Source organism: Colwellia sp. TT2012 (genome assembly GCF_001440345.1).
Lineage (GTDB): Bacteria > Pseudomonadota > Gammaproteobacteria > Enterobacterales > Alteromonadaceae > Colwellia.
In genome coordinates, this window is record NZ_LJYX01000009.1 from 57691 (window position 1) to 81592 (window position 23902).

At 35.3% G+C, this 23902-nt stretch carries 17 protein-coding genes; 13 read left to right on the top strand and 4 right to left on the bottom strand.

Translation table 11 applies throughout. The annotated features are described in order from the left end of the window. The first annotated feature begins 8 nt into the window (after positions 1–8). Positions 9–899, top strand: a complete 891-nt coding sequence (locus ASU03_RS06415) for a glucosaminidase domain-containing protein (RefSeq protein ID WP_057831063.1) — start codon at positions 9–11, stop codon at positions 897–899. Positions 900–1008: 109 nt separating this feature from the next. Here the strand turns inward: ASU03_RS06415 and ttcA are convergent, their stop codons facing one another. Then, positions 1009–1953 carry a tRNA 2-thiocytidine(32) synthetase TtcA gene (gene ttcA, locus ASU03_RS06420; RefSeq protein ID WP_057831064.1) on the bottom strand — a complete coding sequence of 315 codons (945 nt, stop codon included), beginning with the start codon at positions 1951–1953 and terminating at the stop codon, positions 1009–1011. 255 nt (positions 1954–2208) lie between these two features. On the opposite strand from ttcA, the gene ASU03_RS06425 reads away from it, so the two are divergent. The 5 genes from ASU03_RS06425 (at position 2209) to ASU03_RS06440 (ending at position 6385) form a co-directional block, all read left to right on the top strand. Next, the gene (locus ASU03_RS06425) at positions 2209–2640 is read left to right on the top strand and encodes a helix-turn-helix domain-containing protein (RefSeq protein ID WP_197411210.1); all 432 of its coding nucleotides are present in this window, start codon (positions 2209–2211) and stop codon (positions 2638–2640) included. Between the two features lie 48 nt (positions 2641–2688). After that, positions 2689–2853: a hypothetical protein gene (locus ASU03_RS21400; RefSeq protein WP_231731508.1), complete on the top strand. Its 165-nt coding sequence runs from the start codon at positions 2689–2691 to the stop codon at positions 2851–2853. Positions 2854–2888: 35 nt separating this feature from the next. Beyond that, positions 2889–3782, top strand: coding sequence for a tyrosine-type recombinase/integrase (locus ASU03_RS06430; protein WP_231731509.1), 894 nt, complete (start codon positions 2889–2891; stop codon positions 3780–3782). A gap of 189 nt (positions 3783–3971) precedes the next feature. After that, the gene (locus tag ASU03_RS06435) at positions 3972–4946 is read left to right on the top strand and encodes a transposase (RefSeq protein WP_057831065.1); all 975 of its coding nucleotides are present in this window, start codon (positions 3972–3974) and stop codon (positions 4944–4946) included. 653 nt (positions 4947–5599) lie between these two features. Further along, on the top strand, positions 5600–6385 hold the full coding sequence (locus tag ASU03_RS06440; protein ID WP_057831066.1) for a hydroxyacylglutathione hydrolase: 786 nt from the start codon (positions 5600–5602) through the stop codon (positions 6383–6385). A 215-nt stretch (positions 6386–6600) separates the two neighbouring features. Here the strand turns inward: ASU03_RS06440 and ASU03_RS06445 are convergent, their stop codons facing one another. Then, entirely contained in the window at positions 6601–6828 is a 228-nt protein-coding gene (locus ASU03_RS06445) for a YeeE/YedE thiosulfate transporter family protein (protein ID WP_082627179.1), read from the bottom strand. A 1051-nt stretch (positions 6829–7879) separates the two neighbouring features. On the opposite strand from ASU03_RS06445, the gene dptF reads away from it, so the two are divergent. The 7 genes from dptF (at position 7880) to ASU03_RS06480 (ending at position 21480) form a co-directional block, all read left to right on the top strand. Then, entirely contained in the window at positions 7880–9472 is a 1593-nt protein-coding gene (dptF, locus tag ASU03_RS06450) for a DNA phosphorothioation-dependent restriction protein DptF (protein ID WP_057831068.1), read from the top strand. A gap of 2 nt (positions 9473–9474) precedes the next feature. Then, complete coding sequence (gene dptG / locus ASU03_RS06455; RefSeq protein ID WP_057831069.1) at positions 9475–10827, top strand: DNA phosphorothioation-dependent restriction protein DptG; 1353 nt, start codon at positions 9475–9477, stop codon at positions 10825–10827. Continuing rightward, the gene (gene dptH, locus ASU03_RS06460) at positions 10808–18034 is read left to right on the top strand and encodes a DNA phosphorothioation-dependent restriction protein DptH (protein ID WP_197411211.1); all 7227 of its coding nucleotides are present in this window, start codon (positions 10808–10810) and stop codon (positions 18032–18034) included. The genes dptG and dptH overlap by 20 nt, the downstream gene beginning before the upstream one ends. Next, positions 18031–18282 carry a hypothetical protein gene (locus ASU03_RS06465; RefSeq protein WP_057831071.1) on the top strand — a complete coding sequence of 84 codons (252 nt, stop codon included), beginning with the start codon at positions 18031–18033 and terminating at the stop codon, positions 18280–18282. The genes dptH and ASU03_RS06465 overlap by 4 nt, the downstream gene beginning before the upstream one ends. Next, the gene (locus ASU03_RS06470; protein WP_057831072.1) at positions 18272–19141 is read left to right on the top strand and encodes a phosphorothioated DNA-binding restriction endonuclease; all 870 of its coding nucleotides are present in this window, start codon (positions 18272–18274) and stop codon (positions 19139–19141) included. The genes ASU03_RS06465 and ASU03_RS06470 overlap by 11 nt, the downstream gene beginning before the upstream one ends. A gap of 73 nt (positions 19142–19214) precedes the next feature. Further along, positions 19215–20477 (top strand): ATP-binding protein, encoded by a 1263-nt coding sequence (locus ASU03_RS06475; RefSeq protein WP_057831073.1) that lies wholly within the window; start codon positions 19215–19217, stop codon positions 20475–20477. A gap of 1 nt (position 20478) precedes the next feature. Then, positions 20479–21480 carry an O-methyltransferase gene (locus ASU03_RS06480; protein WP_057831074.1) on the top strand — a complete coding sequence of 334 codons (1002 nt, stop codon included), beginning with the start codon at positions 20479–20481 and terminating at the stop codon, positions 21478–21480. A gap of 49 nt (positions 21481–21529) precedes the next feature. Here ASU03_RS06480 and dndE read toward each other — a convergent pair whose 3' ends face one another. Then, positions 21530–21880: a DNA sulfur modification protein DndE gene (gene dndE / locus ASU03_RS06485; protein WP_057831075.1), complete on the bottom strand. Its 351-nt coding sequence runs from the start codon at positions 21878–21880 to the stop codon at positions 21530–21532. After that, positions 21880–23901: a DNA sulfur modification protein DndD gene (dndD, locus tag ASU03_RS06490; protein WP_057831076.1), complete on the bottom strand. Its 2022-nt coding sequence runs from the start codon at positions 23899–23901 to the stop codon at positions 21880–21882. Before dndD ends, dndE begins: the two co-directional genes overlap by 1 nt. Position 23902 lies beyond the last annotated feature (1 nt).

Sequence of the window (23902 nt, forward strand, 5' to 3'; positions counted from 1 at the left end):
GAGTTTTTATGATAAGCATATTATTTGTTCGCTTTATCTTATGTCTTGCGTTAGTTGTCATGATACTCGCACCTTTTACTTTTCTAGTGCCTAAGCCCGTAGTGATAGTTACTGAGGAAGAAGTAGTACCGGCAGTGGTTGTAGTGCCGGAAGTGGTTGTAGTACCGGTAGTTTCGGCAGTAAAAGTCATTGAAAAACCGCTACATAAGGTCGATTTACCTGACTTTGGCGCTATATATGATATAACCACTAAAAAACGTCAATTTTTTGATTTTATCCGCCCGGCAATTGAAGCTAAAAATAAGCAGTTAGCCAAAGATAGAGCCAAGCTCGAATATTGGCATGAGCAGATATCATTAGGATTAGGGCTAACAGATGCAGAGCAAGTTAAATTGCACACGTTAGTTAAGGCTTATCGTATAAATAAAGACGCTTCAACTTTTCAGCAGATAGATGATTTGTTAATGCGTGTTGATATTATTCCTACCTCACTTGTTTTGGTACAAGCTGCTAATGAATCTGCTTGGGGAACATCGCGTTTTGCTCGTATCGGCTTAAACTTTTTTGGTATTTGGTGTTACCGACCGGGTTGTGGCATGGTGCCCGCTGGCCGTAATGCGGGTGCCCAACATGAAGTAGCAGCCTTTGAAAGTGTTGATGCTGCGGTTTCGGGCTATTTTAATAATATCAATAAGCATAATGCTTATCATGTTTTTAGAACGATAAGAGCTGAATTGAGAGGGCAAGAACAGCCGCTTGATGCTGAAATATTAGCAACAGGCTTATTACCTTATTCAGAGCGTGGCGCTGATTATGTGTTAGACATCACCGATATGTTACGCCATAACCAGCGTTATTTTGTTGAGCCTGGTGGTCAACAAACGGCTTTAGCAGATTAGCGTAAATAACGGTTTAGATAAGGCACAACATAAAAAGCCCAATAGCTATGATATTGGGCTTTTTATTATCTTAATTACCTTGGTATAACTGATATTTATCCGCTTGCTATTATTTTACTTCAACAACATTGAGTTGCTGAGCATCGGTAAGATAATCTTTAGTCGATAAATCTTTTGGCGTTTCAATAGTTACTTGATCAAACGCGGTGTCACCGCCATTAATAATACCGGAACTACTATTGATACTTTTAAAATCAAACAAATTACCGTCACACAAGTGAGAAGGTACTACGTTTTGTATTGCGGTAAACATAGACTCTATTCGGCCCGGAAACTGTTCATGCCAATCGTTTAACATGCGTTTAATATTTTGCCTCTGCATGTTCGGCTGAGAGCCACATAAGTTGCATGGAATAATCGGGAATTTTTTCAACTCACTGTATTGAATCAGCTCACTTTCTTTACAGAAAGCTAATGGGCGTATAACTACATGTTCGCCATTATCAGAGACCAGCTTAGCCGGCATTGCCTTCATCTTACCACCATAAAACATATTCAGCATTAGCGTTTCAAGCATGTCATCTCTATGATGTCCTAGCGCGATTTTAGTGGCACCAAGCTTTTTTGCTGTTTTATATAAAATAGCTCGGCGTAAGCGAGAGCATAAGCTGCAAGTGGTTTTACCTTCAGGTACTTTTTCTTTAACAATGCTGTAGGTGTTTTCTTCAACAATATGATATTCAATGCCGAGTTTATCTAAGTACTCCGGCAAAATATGCTCAGGAAAGCCCGGTTGCTTTTGGTCTAAATTAACGGCAATGAGGTCAAAATGAATAGGCGCTGATTCTTTTAACAGCATTAATATGCTGAGCATGGCATAACTGTCTTTGCCGCCGGACAAACAAACCATGACCTTATCGCCGTCTTCAATCATATTGTATTGGGCAATTGCTTTACCAACATGATGTCTAAGCTTTTTTTCTAATTTAGTAAATTGTACCTTTTGTGAAGGTGTTAGTTCAGCCGTGGTTAACGTTGGCGATATTGCAGTCATGTAGGATACTTTTTTGATTGAAATTGACGGCGCGAATTATAGCAGCTTGATAAATAATACCAAGAGGATTAATGCTAGCGCCTGAAACGGCTAGAAAATAAGGGCATTAGGCGCAGGTAAATAGCAGGTAATAAACAAGCCAATTTATAATAAGCATGATTGGCTGGATGAACAGCGTGATAGCACCTCTAATGAGGTGGCCAAATTTACTATGCCACTTCAGTATTGCTAAAAGCAAAAAGTAAGGGGTAATTTATGAAACGAACCCATAACCCTAACAAGTGCAAAATCCACCGTAGTTATACGGTGGAGGAGGCCGCTTTGCTTTTAGAAGTGCATAAAAGAACGGTAAGGAATTGGATAATTAAAGGCTTACCCGTTTGTGATGATAAACGCCCGTTACTTATTTTAGGCACAGAGTTAAAGCTGTTTTTAAAACAACAACGGCAGGTAAATAAACGTAAATGTAAACCGTCTGAGCTTTATTGTTTCAAGTGTCGAGAGCCGCGATTACCCGATCAAAACACGCTTCAATTCATCGAAGAAACTAACACCAAAGGCCGAGTTGTTGCCGCTTGTTCTGTGTGTAATTCACAGATGAATAAATACTTCAGTTTGAAAAATATAACGTCAATTCAGCGTGATCTTGCGGTGATATTACCGTTACAACAAAAACACATAGGTTAGATAGCTAAACCCTTCCTGAATTGTACTTTAAAGTAATGAGGTCAAACAATGAATAAGCACAACCCAAATAACGTAAGAATTAACCGCAAATATTACATCTTTTTACAAGAAGCTAAACGACAAGATGAATCATCAATTGATGGCGTAGCAAAAGCCATAAATCGCTTCGAACAATTAAAGACTTCAAATCGTTTCATCATCAACAAGCGGTAGGTTTTAAAAAGCATTTAACGAACCAAAAGAATGAAGTGACCAACAAGCCATTAAGCAAGGCAACATTAAATACTACGTTGCGTCATTTAAAAACGTTCTTTCAATGGCTGGCAATGCAAACGGGATATAAATCACGGATTAATTACAGTGAAACCGAATACTTTAATCTATCAGAAAAAGATACTCGCGTAGCCAACGCTAAACGTAAAAAACCAGTACCGAGTATTGAACAAATAATTCATGTTTTAGAAAATATGCCAAAACGCACCGATATTGAAAAACGGAATCGGGCGTTAATTGCTTTTACTTTGTTAACAGGGGCAAGAGATAGCGCTATAGCATCAATTAAAATTAAGCATGTTAATTTACATGAAGAAAGCTTATTTCAAGATGCCAGAGAAGTTAAAACAAAATTTAGTAAAACGTTTAATACTTACTTTTTTCCTGTGGGGGAATTACCGTTAAATATTGTAAAAACATGGATTGTATATTTAACCCAAGAATTATTATTTAGCCCCGATGATCCGTTATTTCCTAAAACTAAAATGGTAGTTGGCGATGACAGGAGGTTTAAAGCTTGTGGTTTACTTCGTGAACACTGGCTAACAACTAGCCCGATACGTAAAATATTTAAACAAGCTTTTGAAAATGTTAGTTTGCCGTATTATAACCCGCATAGCTTCCGCAATACGCTTTCAGCACTAGGGCAAAATATTTGCCAATCCCCCGAAGAGTTTAAGGCATGGAGTCAAAACCTAGGCCATGAAGGAGTTTTAACAACATTTTATAGCTATGGTGAAGTACAAGACTACCGACAAGCAGAGTTATTGAAAAAGCTACGAGAACCTAGAGCGGAACAAAGTCCCGAAATGCAAGTAGCATTTGAAGCTATGTATAAAAAAATGATGGATACCCAACCAGATAGCTAGCATGCACACTTAAATTGAGTTACTTATGCTCATGTTTGCCATGCGCACAATAAAGTGCAATAGCGTGTGCATGAGAAAATACATATACAAAAGCTAAAATAAATAGTAGAAGAATAAATAGCAGACACCCCTCTCAATGGAAATAAATAGTAACCTCAACTATGCTTATTTAATCACCAATAAAACCAGTTGAGGTTATTATGGCAACAGCAAGTGAGTTTAATTGATACCTGTTATTACCACTGTATCTCCCGTTGTGTTCGCCGTGCTTTTTTATGTGGCGAAGATAAGCTAATAGGGCAAAGCTTTGAGCACAGGCGCTGTTGGGTTAAGGATAAGCTATTAGCGTTAAGCCAAACGTTTGCTATTGATGTATGTGCTTATGAGGTAATGAGTAATCATACCCATATTGTGTTGTGTGTTGATGTTGAACAAGCCAAAGCATGGTCAATGCATGAAGTCATCACCCGTTGGCATCAATTATTTAAAGGCACATTAATCACGCAACAATACTTGCGTGGTGGGAAACTGATTAAGCCTCTGCAACAAATAGTGGAAGAAACCGCACAAGTGTATCGAGCGCGATTAATCGATATCAGCTGGTTTATGCGTATTCTAAATGAAAGCATTGCCGTACAAGCCAACAAAGAAGATAAATGCACAGGCAGATTCTGGGAAGGTCGTTTTAAATCCCAAGCCTTATTAGATGAAGCCGCCGTTATGGCCTGTATGGCGTATATTGATTTAAACCCAATAAGAGCCAACATAGCGACAACCCCTGAAAATTCACTTTACACCAGTATTCAACAGCGTATATGTGCTGCTAAAAAAGCACAACAGCCCAAGCAACTTTGTCCTTTTGTCGGTAACCCCCGACAAAATTCGCCTAAAGGTTTGATGTTTGAACTAAAAGAGTATATTGAGCTAGTAGAGTTAACGGGTCGTTGCATTAGAGAAGATAAACGAGGTTACATTGACAATAACCGGCCCAACATATTAACGCGATTAAATATCAGTACAGAAAACTGGCTTACCTTAACCACACAATTTAGAAAGGTCTTTCATGGTGCGGTAGGTCATCCTGAAGCCTTAACGGAGTTTTGTCAGCATCAACACCTTAAAAAACGCGCGGCAGTATCCGTTTGTCAAAAGCTATTCGCTTAGTACCACTTCATAACCAATTAAGCTAACAGATTGTGTATTAAAGCTTAAGCATGCCTAAAATTCACCAATGATCTTATTTTTATAACTTCTCAAGTATTAATTTCAATTCACATGAAAAAACCGATTATTAGGTGACTTTACTGACGAAATTTAAATGGCTTGTGGCAATTTATGGTGATTATTTTAAGAGGGATGTCTTCTATATTTCTTCTATATTTATGTTCTATATTTAATGAGTTTTAACAAGATTAAGCTTTGTTGATTTTTGTTACTATCTGATTAAGTCTAAAGCTGTTGTGGGGAGGGTAGGCTCTTAAAATTAAGACCTGGTGTTATCTATGGAAAGAGAGTCCTCATTTTATCTCATATATTTATGTCTGCTTATAATTCGAGAGTGAGCCTAATGTTGAATGATTTCAGCGAATAAATTTTGTCGGCTATGGTGGTAAAAGTGAGCCCTAGCTTATAATCAACACCAATAAAAAATAGATCAGCGTTAAAGACTTCTTGGTCCGCTAAGCAGAAGCGAACATATATCAACTCTAATTAACTTAATGTATGTCATTTAAATTGATAGACCTTAGCTCTAATGTGACTGAGTTAAAGTAACTAGCCAAGTTAGCCTTTTTTAAAATTAACGGAAATATTCATTTATGAAAATTGTTAGAATTTATATGGATAATAATTTAAGAAATTATTGTCACCTTATCATTTGTGAACAAACCAATGAAACCATCGTCTTAGATCCATTGGACGTAACTAAGTGTTTGAAGGCGGCAGAAAGGCTCGGTTGTAAAATCACTAAGATTATTAACACCCATGAACACTTTGACCATATTGACGGTAACCCAGGCGTTGTCGCTGCTACCGGGGCAAAAATTCACGCTCATGTGAACGCAATAAAGAGTATTCCTAATGTAGATATTGGCTTAAGTGCCGGTGATATTGTTGAAGTTGGTACCACGGTGCGTTTGCGTATTCTTGATACTCCTGGTCACACCTTAGCGCATATTTGTTTGTTGTCAGAGATAGGTAAACCAGTGCTGTTTTGTGGTGATACTTTATTTAACGCAAGTGCTGGTAATTGTAGTCATGGTGGCGATGTCCACAAAATGTATCATACCTTTGTAAAACAACTTGCGGTTTTACCCGACGATACCGCCATCTATCCTGGCCATGACTATATTGTTAACAATCTCAATTTTTCTTTATCGTTAGAGCCAAGCAATAGCTTTGCCAAAGAATTATTAAAAATTGTCAGTGAGCAAACCCCTGAACAACGAACCGTAACAACGATGTCGGTTGAGAAAAAAATGAACCCTTTTTTCAGATTAGACAATGACGAAATCATTGATACTTTAAAAGATAAATATGCAAATCAGCAAATAGATAATGAAGCTGTTTTCGTCAGTTTAAGAGCATTAAGAGATAACTGGTAATCAAGTTATCGCTAAAGATGTATCACGTATTTAGCGTAGGCATGAGGAGTGTTTTTAACCTAACAGAAACGTATGGTATCTGGCTTAGTCATTTGGTCTCGCTTTAGAGGGTCACTTTTAAACTCGGACACGTAGTAGGATATAATTAGTAAGATGTATGTTGTAGGCGCTTATATATAAGGGGTTAATCCAAGAGTCTTATCATCGTGCCAGCGTTATCTCTGCCCCTTTAGTCCTATAGCAATACCAACTAGCATAGCGCTAACCGCGACAAAGCCGGCGGGTGAAAAGGCGGGTAATGCTAACAATAACTGTGAATCGTTACCGCCCATTGACAATGAGGCACCTAAGCCCATAAATACTCCAGCAACAAAATGTAAAGTGTTTTGCTTAACATTAGGCAAGGCTAACCTAAATCGACAAGTCCGCCACTTGGCGGCCAGCTAGGCTCTATTAAAAATAGAAATCCAGCTAATACTCCTATGTCCATTATGCCAAACCACAGCTTCTTTTTTTGTGAATCACCGAGCAATACCCGAATGCTTAAAGTAATTGAAATAACGAGCAATATTGAATACTCAATCTCAGCGGGAAGCGATAGTTGCTTTGGTTTAACGTTGAGTTATAAATTTTCGAGCAGAGACCAACCAACAATCCAGCCCTCCTACAGCAATCCAAGTACTGGCACTATAAATTTTAAAGTGAATGGCAATATCGAAATCAAATGCTTAAAGCGCAGTAACCCCAGAAAGTGTACCACTGAGGATAATCGCTAATAAGAAAGCAGGGTTACCCTGTTTTAGTTCATTTACTTCACTAACCATGCAGAGCCCAGTAGTTTGGGTAAGGTAGCCTAGAAGAAATACTATTGTCAGAGGGAGTAGCAATAAAAGCACATCATTTAGCATAATACTTGTTCACTCAAGCTTGGAATAACGAAGTACGAAGTTGTAATGAACAAGTAAAGTCTAGCGAAGAATGCTTATTGAATTTTGCTAGTTGGGTACGTGACGTACTGAAATCGGGGTTGGTTATTTCCCTTAATATTAGCTCAGGTACAAATTTTTCTTAAATATAACTGTCTCAATATGAAATTTAATCTATGAGTTACGCTGTTATATTGGGTGATAATCTAGCCGATATATGGATATAAACCATTAAAACCCTTTGATTTAATGGAAAATGTTGACAATATGTAACAAATCCTTCACCTTAATCACGTATTATAGGAAATAAACTATTGTCAACGTTAAGGAAGGCATCTTGTACATCCCCCACAATCTGCAAAAAAATAAGATTCTAACTAGTAATATCAGCGACGATAGCTTAAGTCATCACACCCAAAAGCTGCACATTCAAAATCACTCAATGTTAAATAAATAATGTCAGCATCGTTGACATTACGAGCAGAACTACACTATATATTTGTATAATTTCAGGTTTTCCTACTCATTTATCATCGAGTTATAGGATTACCTTTATAAGGAGATAAGGTTGAACCTACGAAAAGCTTTAGGCGTTTTATCCAGGGCTTCGAAATATTCTGTATCGACGCTACGTACTGAAAATACTGTAGATGATCTGCAAAAACTTAAAGATCATTTATACATTACACCAGATATTCAGCTCGACTTTGAGCAAGCTCTTAGCAAAGCCAAAGACAATGATATCATTTGTCTCTGCGGAAGTTCTGGTGACGGTAAGTCGGAAATTCTTACGCAATTGTATAAAAAATTTAGTGATACCATTGATTTTCATTTAGATGCAACTCACAGTAAAAGTCAGCATAAATCAGCTATAGATTGCTTAGATGACAAATTTGATGAGTTTAAATCAAATGATAAGCCACTAGCTATTGGTATTAACATCGGCATGCTACAAAAGTTTATTAAACAAGGTAGTGAACGCCATAATGATATAAAAAAATCATTTGAAAAATACTTCGAAACGCGGCATGAAAAAGCTTTTAAGTCTAATAACGTAACCTTCTTTGATTTTGAGTGTTACCCACGGTTGTTGTTTTCTTCACAAAAAATAACTTCAGACTTTATCTCAAAATTTTTACAAAAATTAACTGAAAAAACTCCAACTAATCCGTTTTGGGCATATTATCAATTAGAGAATAAATCAACTTCTCATGTAGCAAAGAATTTCGATGTTTTATCATTGAAATCTTTTCAAAATAAATTAATAGAACTATTTGGTTTAGCAAGGTTACTGGAGGAGCAATTCTTAATTCCAAGAACTTTTGTTGATTTCATTTATCAAATTTTAACAAGAGAAAATGACGACGGAATTATTGGTAATATCTTCTCCAAATTTGATAATGAGTTTAGTCATATCTTTGCAAAAGTAGATCCTATTAATTCACGTAATCGTGAAATTGATTCATTTTACCTAGAGTGTGCAACTCATACGCTTTCGAAAGAAGTGAAAAAAGATATTGATTCACTATATTCATTAACGAGTATTTCTCTATCTCCTCAAGGTGTGATTCGAGGTTCTTTCCTATTAAGTGATGAGGGATTAAGTTCACAATTAGCCCATTCTTACAAAAAGTCAGATCTTCAAAAAGCTCTGGATAATTATTTATGTTTAATTGATATATTTGAAAAAGATGAACTTTCCGAAAATGATGAAGACAACTATTTTAGCATTGTTGAAAAATTACTCGTTAATTCAGCGTTAGATTATGCCAATAGATTATTACCCTATAAAGTCGATGGTTTTATTGTAAGTCGGCAGCTTAAAGACTTCTCAATTTGTAATAAGTTGAGCATAGAAGCAGATGTAGATTGGGTTGAAAATCATCAATTAATATCTACAGACGTTATACCAATACCACTAATTATAAATAATGGACCCGTTTATATATTTAACATTGATCTCAATACTATGATTCAAGCCATTTCTATATCAAATGGCTTTAGACCCAACCGTCAAAACCTAGAAGTTATCGCAAAATTCGATGAGTTGATTGGCCATATAGTAGCAAGAACAATAGACACTGAATCTATGAAAGTGATTAGTAATAAAAAGACTATAGTCGTCAATAAAAGCAGACGTAGATATACAGTAGAGGCATAAAAATGAATTACCTTAAAACAATCAACTCTTCTATTGAACTTGTAAAAAAGTGTATAGAAAATAATAGTGACTCTGCATATCACAATGTTGCAGATAGATATTTTCCAATTGGACCACAAACACTTAAAGATCATAAACTAGATTGGGACCAAGTTAACCAAGTTTTAATCGAAGACTTATATCAGTTAACAATTGGTGATATTGATGGAGAAAGTTTAAGAGAAAAAATTAAAGCCTCTTTTGGTAGTAGCCGGGATACTAAGGAGCTAGTTGGATTAATTGATGAGTTGTATTTATCCTCTAAAGCTATAAATAGTATTACTCCGTTGGCATATCTTGTTAGCAATCAAGAGGCTCCAGTAGGCAGAACAAAAACGATGATTAATGTTATTCAAGGTCTAATAAATTCTCCCTTAAATAGTAAACCACAGCTTGTTGGTAATAACCCCCTTGAGTCTTTGTTAATAGAAAAGATGCATGAGCTTTGCCAGTTCAAACCTTTTAATAGTAAAAGAAATACTTATTTGCCATTTTTAGGTGATATATTTTCCATAGACCTTAAAACTCTTGCTGAAACACCTAGCTATTTTTTAAACGAATTAGACAGCTTCTTAAATCTCTATACATTCCTATATCTAACTCAACTTACTATTCACCTATGTGTTTCTGGTAATCGATTTAAAACACCATCGGCCAAGCCGCTTTACTTTATTTTAGAAACAGAACGCGCTAGCAGAGAGAGACATGAATGTAATCAGTATGGATATGACTACTTATTTAGTAAAACTCGAGGACTAGCTCTAGGTGTTTTTCCAAACCTAGGGTACTTCAATCGCATTTCAGAGTTACCTAGCTGGGAAATCCCTCTAAATGAAGATGAAGAATTTACTCGTAAAATAAATGAATTTAATAATGAACTAGCCAATTTATTTGGTGAAGTGTATCAATATGATAATTCGCTTCAAGGAGCTTTAAACAAAGGCGCGACGTTTCAAAAACAAATGTTTGAAGAATCACTACAACATTCAAAAAAAGGTTCTCGTAAAACGGCTAATAAAAAAGTGGTCGAGATATTCGAAAAAATCTTTGCTGCTGGCTTTATTAGTGACCGAAAATCCGCAGGGAAATACTTCGTATTGAATTCAAGTACCATACTACTACTGACTAATCTAGTTATAGGTGGAGCGGAAGATGACCAGCTACTAATTGATGATGTTATTGAAGGATTCAAACAAAGAGGGATTTGTTTAGATATAAAATCTAAAAAAGCACTATTAAAGTTCTACGAAAATGTAGGGAATATTGAAAAATTAAGCGACAGTGGAGATGCAGTTTATGTCAAAACAACCATTTGAAGAATTTTTAGCGAGGTTGTTTTGTCAATTTATAACAACGACCAATTCTATAGATACTAAGTATCATTTTATTAGTTCAAACCCAGATCAATCAATTCAGTTATATAATGGATTTAAAAAAATCAACTTTAAATCCATAACTATTGGCGATTCAGAATTAGAGTATATAGAAGCAGACAATGGGAAAAAAATCATTGTTATGCTCCATCACTTAGGTCAACAAGACAGCCATTCTAATCACGAAGATTATATCGCTAGTATCAGGGACGCTATCAATGAAATCGATAATGCTATTCTTTTCGTTATTCACAATAGTTCACTAGAAACAATAACATCAACATGCACAGATGTAAGTGCAAAAGGCAGTGTTTATACACCGCTGTACGTGAATAAAGCATTAAAAAAATTAGGATTGGGTCTTAAAGATGAACTCATTTTTAATTATCTGATTTCTTCCAATGAAATTAATATTAGAGAGCAAAACTTAAGTATATTTGGTTATGAATCGTTATATAAATCTATCCAGAATAAAACGATAGATCTTAAAGAACACGGTCTTTTCCATGAACCAAGATTGTTTGATATTGACAATGAGAAAGAATTAAAAAAAGAGCTAGATAAAAATTCTAATTTATCAAAAAAAATAGCTGCAAGAGTTCATGATTTTGGTGACGACCCAACAGAGTTACAAAGGCAATTAGAAGATATAGGGTTAAGCGAAAGGTTTATTAAAGACCAATTTATTGGAAAAAATAAAAATGAATATAAAAATAAAACCTTCGCTGAAATTGAAAATGAGATAGAGCTTAATAAAGATAGGAAGCTTGACTTAGTTAATATTGAGTTAAATGGGGAGAAGTTAGAACAATGGAAAAGGCTTTCTGAAACGGGCGCAGCCAGGAAGAGTATATCTCTAGTCGGAGAAGTTACGCCTGGCACTATCGAACTGAAGATCCGAATGACAAGAGGAGAGCCTTTACTTAAGTTAGATCAAATAACGTCTCATGGAGATTTAAAGGCAAACCAAATTATTATGAGTACTTCTAATCATGATTTGCATTCCACATTAAATGTGAAAATCCCCTTTGATGGCAAACCAATCTTCGTACAGCTGAAACTTAAAAGACCTTCTGGTCCTGAATGCTTCCTGTTTAATTGCTGTTTTGTAGAAAAAGAAACGTTTTATATTGGTAACTATTTTGAAAAACTTGAAGTAGAAATTAAAAGAAACAAAGGTAAAATAATACTTGAAAATATTCAAGGGAAAATAGCCTTAGACCCAGAAAAGTCAGACAGCCATGTTGTAACGAATACTTGTACAAAAATTCATTGTGAAGCTATAGGGGCAATTGATTTTAGTGAATTAGATGAAGAAGATATTCTAGGCGATTTTGAGTTAATCTCAAATGGATCAAGCTTACCTATTACTATTACAGGTACAAAACTGCTCGAGAGCATCAAGCTCCCTAGCTTATTTGATCTTCATCGTAATATGGATGTATTTGAGATTGAAAGATCATCCAAATATAAACCATCAAACTCACGGATTATTATTAATGGGCGAGAGAAAGAACTTTCAGTTAAAGCAAAAGAGCTCTGTATTGATGAGTATAAATTTATAAGTGAAGGTGTTGTTTATTTTGATGACATTTCTTCAAATACAATATATTTAGATGACTTGAAAAATCAATTTCCAGAAGTATCGAAAGCATACAAAGATCTTTATGCATGGCTAACAGAGCAAGAAACATTACTATCTATAACTAATTGGCCTCCTAAGTTACTTGAGCTTTTAGAGAGTGTACTTTCTAGTATTAAGACCGAATTAGAAGCTATTCCACAACAAGCATTAAGTCAACATCATCGAAATTTATTACAGGTTGGTATGATCAAAAAAAATTCACAAGAATTTTTTACTCCTTTTCATCCGGTTTGTCTGGCATATGCTTTAGAGTTTGCAAAACTAAGAATTGAAGATAAATCTAATTCATTTACACAAATCCCACCGACCACAGTTGAAAAATTTCATGCGGGCGGTCTTCTACCTGTTTTATTTGATGAAGAAGAAAATTATGTTACTACACAGCCGATAAGTCACAATAGACTTTGGCTTGAAGTCGTCCCGCAAAAGGAATCAGGTAGTAGTTTTATTCCAACGCTAGTACATGAAAAAATACAAGATTTTTTATCATGCTTTGATATGTTGTTCCAGCAAAGTGCCGATGCTCCGCTGATTATTAATTCAATTAATAATCAGAATAATACCCATATTTTTAAGGGTATCTTAAATTATTATAAAAAATCAAAAAATAAAGTCAAAAAAATTCAGGTTAATGTTTACGATGAAGCTTATCATCTTACTGTTTTTGAACGATTTTCAGAAACAAGAAAAATTGATGCTCTAAGGGAATTAGTTCGTTTAAATAGTTCAGATAAAGAAGCAGCTTTAGATGATCTAATATTTAAAATTAGAAAAAATGTTACTTTTCATAAAGTAAGAGAGTTTAATGAGTACGATTATGCGCATTTAAGCTTCTTTAAAAATGATGAAGAAGTCACCCTCAGAACCACAAATGTAGGCAGTGCCAAATCAGGGATTATTTGTCAGGGGATATTGTCTGGTGAAGCTTCATATTTAGAAAATGGAAGTTTTTACACTGGTTTTGGTCAAAAAAATATAGAGTTTGATAATCATATTGTAAGTATTGCTTCACTTTATAATCAGCTACTTTTGGCTTATAGGGATAAATCTGCAAGATATAACAAGGACCTAGTTCCTGTTTTAGCAGTAAAAGACACCTTTCGAGACAAATTGTCTAAATCCTATGAATCAAGTCTTTGGACCTGCATTATTGACCCCAAGGTAACCCTTGAATTCTTTGATACCAAAGACACTATCTTAATTCACTATGCCGACCAATACACTAATTCAGTTGCATATGATGCTATTACAGTATCATCACGTGTAGGGCTATATAAAGACTTATTACAAAGCCAGTCAGATGAGTTAATTAATTCGTTTAATGCTTTAAACGGGCAATGGTTATTGAGTATTGTTAAAGAGGCCGGTAAGAATAAATCCGCTAATACAAAAAAACAGATCAAAGAAAAACAAGGTATTGTTGCTGCTTATAAGTTCCTATCAAGTGTTCTTTTAACAAGTGATATTATTTGGGTACCGTTATCTGTTGGAGAAATGCTCAGAGTTACAGGAAACCTTGGTTTAGAAATTAAAGATAATGATTTTGCCGCACGGTTACATAATAAATCAAAGGGCGCATTGTCAGATGATATTCTTTTTGTAGGCATTAAGGGGGAGCAATTAGTACTACTTCCTCTAGAAGTAAAAACTAGAGAAAAAGGAACTGATTTTACCAAGGCAGTAAAACAAGCGAAAGCACTGGCTGATCATATGAAGCGTCTGCTTGAGCCTCAAACCTTTAAAGGAAAAATATATCGGTCTCTCTTTATTCAGCAGATATTAACGCAAGTAGATAAGTTCGAGCTATACGGTGTATTTCCTGAACACTATTTTTCAAATTTACGCCTTAAAGCTGATGTTTTACTCCAAGGTGATTATGAAATTTGTGACCTTTCAAATTACCCCGAAGGTATTGCTCTTGCGGTAAATGAAGGCATGGAGCGATCTCGTATTGAGAGTGACCTTGACGAAGAAGAAAAAATTCTAAAACTTCGCTTACCTCAAGGGTTAGTTAAAATGCTTCATGAGGAGTCCATAGAAAAATTATCGCTTAAATTTCAAGACAAGACCGCTTACCCTGAAATAAGTAAATTGAATCTACTTAATAGTGAGCTAACAACATTTATAAACCAAGTTGAAACGACTGTAGCTAACAACGGTAAAAATTCTTCTATCGATGTTGATAGCGAAACAACAAATATCGCTGATAATACACCAAATAAAAAAATAGAAGAGGGTCCTATTACTTTATTTGACTACCCCGAACACTTAAAAGTATTCGTAGAAAAATTATTAGGTTTTTATCAGAGAGACATATCTATTGTAGATATTCTGTCATTAACTGAGAGTGACTTTAATAGTAGTGAACACTTTGAAGCCTCAGATGTTATATCTTTTTATTGTTTGAAAGATGCACTAACAACGGATAAGCCAGACGTTAGTATTGAACAACCATCAACAAATGATAATTCAGCAAAGTTAGATACTATTAATGTTACCAGCGAATATAGAGCCTTGGTTAATACATTGCTTAAAGAGTTTGGCGAAGATATAACGGTAAACCAAGTAATGGAAATAGGAGTACCGTCACTTGAAAATATCAATGGTTTTGGTAAAACTAAAGTGAATAGATTTTTTGAATTCACTAACCATTTAGGGCAAGGATCATTTTCAATAAATCACCAGGAAAACAGCCATCAACAAATAGAAAACTTTGACTTACCATTAGATGAACTTGAAGAGCATTTAGTGAATGATCTGCAAAATTACTTCTTACAAGATGAAACCAGAGAAAATGATATTTTATCTCGAAGATTAGGCGTAAATTGCGATAGTGAAACTCTTGAAGAAATTGGTCAAAGTTATGATGTCAGTAGAGAAAGAATTAGACAAATAGAATCAACAGCTAAGAAGAATTTCATTGCAAAATTGAGTATATCTCCAAAAGTTGTTTGGGCGATAACTAAGAGTAATTTAAGTGAACTCAGAATCCCTCTTTTCCCTAGTTTAAGAAAACACTTTAATACAGATAACAATTTCTATTCATTTCTAGAAGTTTGCTGTGGCCTTAAGGAAAATGAAATTAAAAAAGTTACTTCACCAACACTTAATAAAGCCATATTTGAGGAGTTTTGGGTATGGAATAAATCTCCTGCGAATATTGAAGATCTATCTTGGTACTTGCATGAAAATATGAATGTTGAGTTAGCCGTTGCTGAGAATCAAATCGCTATTTGGATAGAAGAAGGCGTTTTAGAGCGTATAGAGGAAGAAGTTAAGCCACTTTTATTATCAAAGGTTCCAGGAATAACCAATGCATTGTTAGATTTTCCAAATGGTGATGTTTGGAAAATCATTCAAAATCATGCCAATGCAAAGAACATTATAACTGGACAGTTTTATTCCGATAGGCCAGAAAATAGCCTAGGTTACGCAGCAGATAAAGAATATGTATATCAGAGTGGCCGTGGTACTTATCGCCATATTACATATCTCAATATTAGTGAGGATGAGAAAAAGCGGATACTGGATTTAGTGCTGTCAAAATTGAATGAGTATAAGCATGCCGGCAGAGAGTCGGTAAATTTATCTGTAGATATATACCAACAACTTGGCTTATCGGATGATTACTTTATCGTCAGGCATATTGTTAGAGCATTCGGTGAGCCCGTCGGTATTTATTTTAATGGCAGATCCGGAGCTGATACTGTCAGCTTAGTTAGCGATTTCAGCCTAGCATCTCAAAAAACAGTGTTAATTGATTTATTTAAACAATCTTTAGAGCCATTATCGAAAAAATACATAGCGACTAAAATACGAAGCCAAACGCTTGGCCATGCGGCATTTTATTTAGATAAGCTGCAAACAGAAGGTGAGATTGTACGTATTGATGAAACACATTTCTCTCATGTTGATAACGCTTTTCTTGAAATAGATATTGAGGAAGCAATAACCTTAGCAATTAGCTTTATCGATAATGAAGAAAGAATTATCGAAGGTGAAAAAATTCAATCATATCTGAATAGACACTTAGATAAAGAATTCAACAAATACTTTTATATTTCATTGCTAAAGGCGCATGCTAGTGATTATGGAAAGCAGTATTACTTTATACAAAACCTGATTTCTAAATATGAAATTGAATATACAGGTTTATCGGATATTTGCAGAGAATCCCAACAGGTCACATCGAATAAAGCAGAAGCATATGCTTATATTAACGATAAGGTGTGTATCCATGAGCATGTATTAAAACGATGTTTTGACCAAAATATTACTACGATTGATATTACACCCTTTGCTAAAGTTGAAACAGTAGAAATCCCTACAGTGATTGAAACTCAAATGGATAATTTAGCTACATCAAATTCCCCACAAGAAAAAAACATAGAAAGCTGTAGAATTTTGATTGGCCAAGCACTTGATAATCAAAAACCAATTTATTGGGAATATGGAAATAAAGATTTAGCCAATAGGCACTTAATTATCTTTGGTCGCTCAGGACAAGGAAAAACCTATTGCATCCAAGGTCTATTAATGGAAATGGCTAAACAGCAGCTAAATTCTATGGTGGTAGATTATACCAACGGTTTTTTACCTGAACATTTAGAGCCCGAATTTAAAGATAAAGTTAAGCCTCAAACTGATTTAGTTGCACATAAGCCTTTAGATTTAAATCCTTTCAATAAACAAGCTCAGACAATAGCTGGTATCAAGTTAACAGATAAAGCGCATGACGTAGCTTCTAGAGTCGCTTCAGTATTTAAATCTGTATATCCAAATATAGGAGACCAGCAACTTCCTACATTAATCGATGTTATTGAAGATGGCATCGAATTATATGGCGTAGACTTTAACTTTGAACGGATGTTAAAAGACCTAATGGATGCAGGTAAACATGGCGAAGCGTTAGCAAATAAGTTAAGCCCTATGGTAAAAGCGAATATTTTCTCTTGTGAGCACTTGAGTACCGGTTGGGATGGTATATACAAAGCTGAACAACCGACAACCCGATTAATACAATTAGCAACACTATCCCGTGATATATGGCGGTTAGCAACTGAATTTATACTCTGGGATTTATACTCCTATGTGTGTGCACATGGCAGTAAAAATAATCCTCTACCTGTAGTGTTAGACGAAGTGCAGAACCTAGATCAAAAGCTTGATAGCCCATTAGGGAAAATGTTAACTGAGGGGCGAAAATATGGCGTATCGTTAATTCTTGCCACGCAAACATTAAGTAATCTTAAAAAGGATGAACAAGATCGCTTGTTTCAAGCCGCACATAAATTGTTTTTTGCTCCGGCAGAAACAGAGATTGACAGTTATGCCAAATTGCTAGAGCAAGCGGTACCAAACACAACTAAAAAGGCCTGGTTGCAAGAGCTGGCCAAGCTGAAGAAAGGTGAATGCATATCTGTAGGTTTGCATATGAATACGAGTGGCTTTGTTGAGCAAGGGGCAAAGGTGGTTAAAGTAGCATCTTTGGGTGATCGGTTATGATCGCTTTACAGTTAAACACTAAGAGCGATTACTCAACTTACATTTTTAGCGGGATTGTTCATCGCGTTTCACAAATAAAAAATCAAGACATTAAGTCCATTTTCAACAAAGACGATAAAGCCAGTCAAGAGCAATTGATGAAAACTATTCGAGGGCTTGATAAGCATTATAGCCTTTATGTTGATGGTGATAAGAAAGTACAGAAAAGTAAAGATAAAGCATTTTGGGGGTTATTGAGTGACACCTGATGAGCTAAGAAAATCAGTACTTGGCGTTAAACGTTGGTCACGTAGTGATCAACGTGCACCTAATAAACCATTGATGATGGCCTATGTTTTGGCTAAGTATGTTCAAGGCCATAAACAGATGTTCAGTTATGAAGATGAAGTAGATCGTGATTTACATGCTTTGTTAAAACGTTTTGGCCCTTCAAGAAAAGTATATCACCCTGAATATCCTTTTTGGCGTTTACTCAACGATGGTATTTGGCGCTTAGATAATGCTGAAGAGTGCCTACCAAGAAAAAGTAATACCGATCCACCTAAATCTGAGTTAATAAAGCATGGCGTTACAGCTGGGTTTAGTGATGATGCTTTTGCGTTATTAAAAAATGATACGAAATTTTCCATGGAGTTACTTGAACGTATTTTAACGGATAGCTTTCCTGAAAGTATTATTCCTGAAATTACTGCACAACTAGGCTTGGAGTTTACTTTTAAAAAAATAACTAAACGAGACCCTAATTTTAGGCGTGAGGTTTTAAGAGCGTATAACTACCAATGTGCTGTATGTGGTTATGATTTGCGCATGGATGATATTTCAGTGGGACTGGAGGCCGCGCACATCAAATGGAAGCAATTTCATGGTCCATGTGATGTAAGTAATGGTTTGACGTTATGTGCAGTACATCATAAGGCATTTGATAAAGGTGCGTATACCATTACTGAAGATTTTAAGATTAAACTTTCTGAGAGCCTTAATGGTGGAGTTCAAGTAGAACGCTTGTTTTTTGATTTTGAAGGTAAGGCGATACGTTTACCAATAAAAGATAACTGGCTTCCAAATGTGCAGTATTTGAATTGGCACCAAAAAGAGGTGTTTAAGTAATATATTTGTTATCAGTAGTTATTACGAAGAAAATAATAAAAATTTAATTACAAACTTATAGATGAAGGTAAATATGAAAGTAAATGCAGACCCTACAAAAGAGTTTTTTATGACAATGTTAACGCGTGATATATCGTTGACATCTGCAATATTGGATCTTGTGGATAATTGTATTGATGCAGCGAAGAGTAATGGTGGTTGCCGAGGAAAAAAAATTAATTTAGAGGTAAATGAAAGTACATTCAAAATGGAAGATACATGTGGAGGTATGAGCAAACATGTTGCTGAGCATTATGCTTTCAAATTTGGACGAGATATAGATGCACCTATGACACCAAACGCCATAGGTAAGTTTGGTGTTGGGATGAAAAGAGCATTTTTTAAAATTGGCAATATCATTGAAATTGACTCGTTATGTGGAGAAGATTCCTTTTCAATAATAATTGATGCTGAAGAGTGGAAAAAAACAGCTGGTTGGGAGTTTTATTTAGAAGATAACACACCAAACCTTACTGAAAATGGCGTACGAATTAATATTGAAAATTTACATGAAACTGTTTCCATTGAATTTTCTGATATGGTGTATGTAATTACTTTGTCAGAATTCATTGCTGACGCCCATCATAAAGCGATCAGTGAAGGGATAGAAATAAACGTTAATGGACAGCGAGTTGTGTGTAGAGATTTAGAAATAAAAAAATCCGCGCAATTAGGTATTCTAGGTAAAGAATATGAAATTAAAGGAGTTAAGGTCAAAGTTATTAGTGGGATAGGTGAGAGAATACTTAAAGCTGGTGGTTGGAATATATTTTGTAATAATCGTCTCATTGAAGGGGCCAATAAAACTAAAGTAACGGGTTGGGGTACTCAGGGGATGAGAGCATACCATACTGATTTAGCATATTTCCGAGGAATGGTTGAATTTAATTCTGAAGATGGGGCGCTATTACCTTGGAATACGACAAAGAATGGTGTTGATATTGATAACCCTATATATAAGTCAGTTTTAGTTGAAATGGTAAGGCAGACTAAAATAATAGACAAGTTTCTAAAAGACCGCACAAAAGAACAAACAGCTTTTGAGACTGGTGTAATTGACTCTACTCCTATTAATGATTCAATAGAAAGTGCAGATAAAGTAAGTTTTTTTGATGCTGATTTTAATGAAACATTCGTTAGAGAAACAAGTCCAACAATTCCTAGAAGTGACATTAAACGAATTTCCTATGTTGTAACAAATGAGCAATTATCAGTTGCAAAAGATACATTGACAGTAACAACTGCTGCAGATGTTGGTCGTCTGACATTTGAGTACTTTATGGAAAATGAGGTTTAACATGGCAAGTGGTGATGTTATTAACTATTCAATTAGGCCAGCGAAAACAGTAGAAAGAAAAATCATTAGAGATCTGTTCTCCAAATTAACGGCATTTCAGCCTTTATCTAATTATAAGTATATAGGATTTGGCTCCAAATACTTTTCTGACTTTAAACTTTTTCATAAAGATTTACATATTAATGACATGGTTAGTATTGAAGCCGATAAAGAATACTCCGAAAAGTATAAATTTAATAAACCATTCGATTGTATAGATTTACGCTTTGGTTTCTCAACGGATGTACTAGTAGAATTAAAGTATGACAAGCCTTATATATGTTGGCTTGATTATGACTATGCTATAAAAAAATCAGTCATTGATGATATAGATATCCTTCTTGAAAATCTTGAGAATAACTCAGGTTCAATAATAGCCATGTCACTGAATGTTAGACCTTATAATCATAATACACTAAAAGAAGAACTTAAAAATGCAGAAGGTACACACCAAGAATTATTAAAACAAAAATTAGACAAACTAGTTGAAAGTCATTTCGTTCCTATTTTAATCCCTAAACAAGGCTTGAATAAGGCAGCAACTGTTTCAGAAATAATTAGGCAAATATTAATTAATAAAATAACTAATAAACTTAACTTAATTAATTCAGCATTAGAAGTACAGGACAAATGGCAATTTAAACAAATATTTAATTTTTTGTATAGTGATGGTGCTCCAATGGCAACATGGGGCTGGGTATTTTATAAGCAGTGTGAACATTCAAAATATAACTTATGTGATTTTGATTCTTCAGAGTTTTATAGTTCGAATGAAAGAGTTTGTGAGATAAAAATCCCTAATTTTACTATAAAAGAGATTAATAATTTACTTGAATGTATGCCGTTAAAAAAACCAATTGATCGTAAACGGTTGCCCGCTAATATATATGTAGAGAGTGATGTTGAGGATTTTTCTAAAATTTATAAATATTATCCAACTTTTGTTAATGCGGACTTTGGTTAAATAAAGCTTTTTGTAGATAGCTAATTGATTGTTAGCTATCTACTACAATTCAAATTCCAGATGAAAAATAGCTTAGTGTCCTATGATTTCTTAACGCAGCAATGCCATCCTCGACATGAGCTGCCCAAGCAGATTGTAATGCTTTACCGGCTAATTCTGGGTATTTAAGCTTTAATACTTGCTCGGTGATCAATTGTGTTTCACCGAGCCAAGTGATTTTATCTAACACTAAACTGCCATCGAGTTTCTTTTCATCATTTTTGGTGAAGGTAAAACCTGATTCAACTGAGCGGAAAAAGGCAATACGGGCAGAAACGTTTGGGGTTATGTCAGTATTGCTTTTTAAACGCTTAAGTTGCTCTTCAACGGTTTTAGTTAATTGCATACGGTTCGGTAACATTATACGGCCTCCACTATTTGTACTGCGTTATCAACTTTCGCACTTTGTTTACTTTGCCAGAAATAGCCTTCGACTACTTTAGACGCTTTAGTTTCGCCATTAAACTTAATCTCAAAAGCATGGGAAATGCTATTAGCAAATTTACCATTGTTAAAATATTTTTCATCAACTTCGGTATCGGTAGATAGAATGATCACTTGATGGCTGGCATCTGGGAAGTATCCCTCGATCAATTTGTCTCTGTGGTGCGAATCTAAGCGCCCTAATGGTGTATCTATAATGATAGGTAGCTTACGGCCCGATGTTTTGCCTAAGGCCTCTAGAATAGCTATAGCGTATATTTGCTTTTCACCTGCGGAAAGCTCTTTACGGTTGATGGTATTATTATGTTCATCAATTAATTCAACATCAAAACTGGTGGTATTAATACGCGCTGATATGTTTAAATCTTCTTTACGGGCAAGCTTCTGATAGCTTTTTATAAACTCAGCTTCCAGCTGTTTTACTCTGACTTCAGTTAACTCTTTGGCAAACTTTTCCAGTAATGAATTAGTGTTTTGAGCATTTGTTACTGCTTCAGATACGTTACTTGCTGATTTATATTTGTCGTGAATTTTTTGAATGGTTTTCGCTAACTCTACTGCTTTTTCTATTTCAGTTTTAGCGTCGGTTAGTTTATTGTTACGCGCTAAAATAGCTTTTGTTTTAGCTTCATTCAATACGGCTATATCTGTAAGCTTGTCGGCAACACGAGATTCATCCGGTGCACGGGCAATATTTATTGCCGCGCCATCTAATGCGAATTCAACATTGGAAAGCTGCGATTTAAGTTGTTCAAACTCATTACGTGACTTAGGAGCAGAAACTTCAATTTGATGAACAATTTGACCACGTTCACGCTCTGATAAATCTAACTGCAATGCTATTGAATCATCAGTACTATTTGCCGTTTGATAGTCAGTTAAACAGGCTTCGATTGCGGTTTCTGCACTTTGTTTTGCTGCGGCATCACCCGTTAAACTTGCAAGCAGTTGTGTTTTATACTTTGAAAACTCACTAACAAAGGCTTGTTTTTGTTTTGTTTCAGCTTCCATGTCTAACGTTTTAAGCAATCCGCTTAAGGTGTTTGTTGCTAGTGTAAAAGGTAAAGAACTCTCCATTTCTTTACGCATGCTCGCTTCAAGGTTAGCTTTAGTCAGTTGTAACTCTTTAACTTTGGCTTCTTCTTGTGCTTTTGTTTTAGCCCACGCGCCACCTAAGCTCATGACATCGTTTTGTGCTTTTTTAATGTCGTCGTTGATGGCGTTAATTGGGCTTACTAGCTCATCAGCATCATTAACTAAAGTATCGTAACTTTTTTCATGGTCTTTTCTTTGTTGCTCAAGCTGGGCAATTTCATTTTTAACCTTGTCAGGCATTGATTGGCTTTGATGCGGTTTCAAAAAAATGTTTAAGTCATTTTTTAAACGCTCAATAACATCAATACCTAATAAACGACGGACAGCTGTTTGTAATACCGCACCTGATTGATCTTCGGCTAAGTCAGCAATTTTTTCGCCATCAAAAAAGAATAAATCAGCTATACCAATAGGGATCAGCTCGTTTAAAAATGCTTGGCATTGCTCATACCCTAATGCGGCTTCTTTCACCTCATTTTTGTATAAGGCTAATTTGTCTTTTTGACCTTTTTTCCAACTGCGAATAACTTTATATTCATTTTCTACACCTTGTTGGCTGTAAGTAAAAACTAACTCAATGGATGCATTGTTATGTTGAATACCATTGCCTTTATGTATTAAGGCTGACAGTTGCTCTTGATATTCAGTTGAGGTCATGTTGAAACCAAATGCGGCACGGCCATATAAAGCGACTCTAACTCCGGTAAGGATTGACGTTTTACCTGAGCCATTTAAACCACCAAATAAAACGATCGGTTTATTGCTAGCGGTAGGTGCAAGGTTTATATCGTTTACACCATTAAAGACACGGAAGTTATTTAAAGTAAGGCTTTTGATGATCATA

Excerpts from the sequence above, each read along its gene's own strand:
- ASU03_RS06415 (WP_057831063.1), top strand. The coding sequence starts at position 9 with ATGATAAGCATATTATTTGTTCGCTTTATCTTATGTCTTGCGTTAGTT.
- ttcA (WP_057831064.1), bottom strand. The coding sequence starts at position 1,953 with ATGACTGCAATATCGCCAACGTTAACCACGGCTGAACTAACACCTTCA.
- ASU03_RS06425 (WP_197411210.1), top strand. The coding sequence starts at position 2,209 with ATGAAACGAACCCATAACCCTAACAAGTGCAAAATCCACCGTAGTTAT.
- ASU03_RS21400 (WP_231731508.1), top strand. The coding sequence starts at position 2,689 with ATGAATAAGCACAACCCAAATAACGTAAGAATTAACCGCAAATATTAC.
- ASU03_RS06440 (WP_057831066.1), top strand. The coding sequence starts at position 5,600 with ATGAAAATTGTTAGAATTTATATGGATAATAATTTAAGAAATTATTGT.
- dptG (WP_057831069.1), top strand. The coding sequence starts at position 9,475 with ATGAATTACCTTAAAACAATCAACTCTTCTATTGAACTTGTAAAAAAG.
- dptH (WP_197411211.1), top strand. The coding sequence starts at position 10,808 with ATGTCAAAACAACCATTTGAAGAATTTTTAGCGAGGTTGTTTTGTCAA.
- ASU03_RS06465 (WP_057831071.1), top strand. The coding sequence starts at position 18,031 with ATGATCGCTTTACAGTTAAACACTAAGAGCGATTACTCAACTTACATT.
- ASU03_RS06475 (WP_057831073.1), top strand. The coding sequence starts at position 19,215 with ATGAAAGTAAATGCAGACCCTACAAAAGAGTTTTTTATGACAATGTTA.
- ASU03_RS06480 (WP_057831074.1), top strand. The coding sequence starts at position 20,479 with ATGGCAAGTGGTGATGTTATTAACTATTCAATTAGGCCAGCGAAAACA.
- dndE (WP_057831075.1), bottom strand. The coding sequence starts at position 21,880 with ATGTTACCGAACCGTATGCAATTAACTAAAACCGTTGAAGAGCAACTT.
- dndD (WP_057831076.1), bottom strand. The coding sequence starts at position 23,901 with ATGATCATCAAAAGCCTTACTTTAAATAACTTCCGTGTCTTTAATGGT.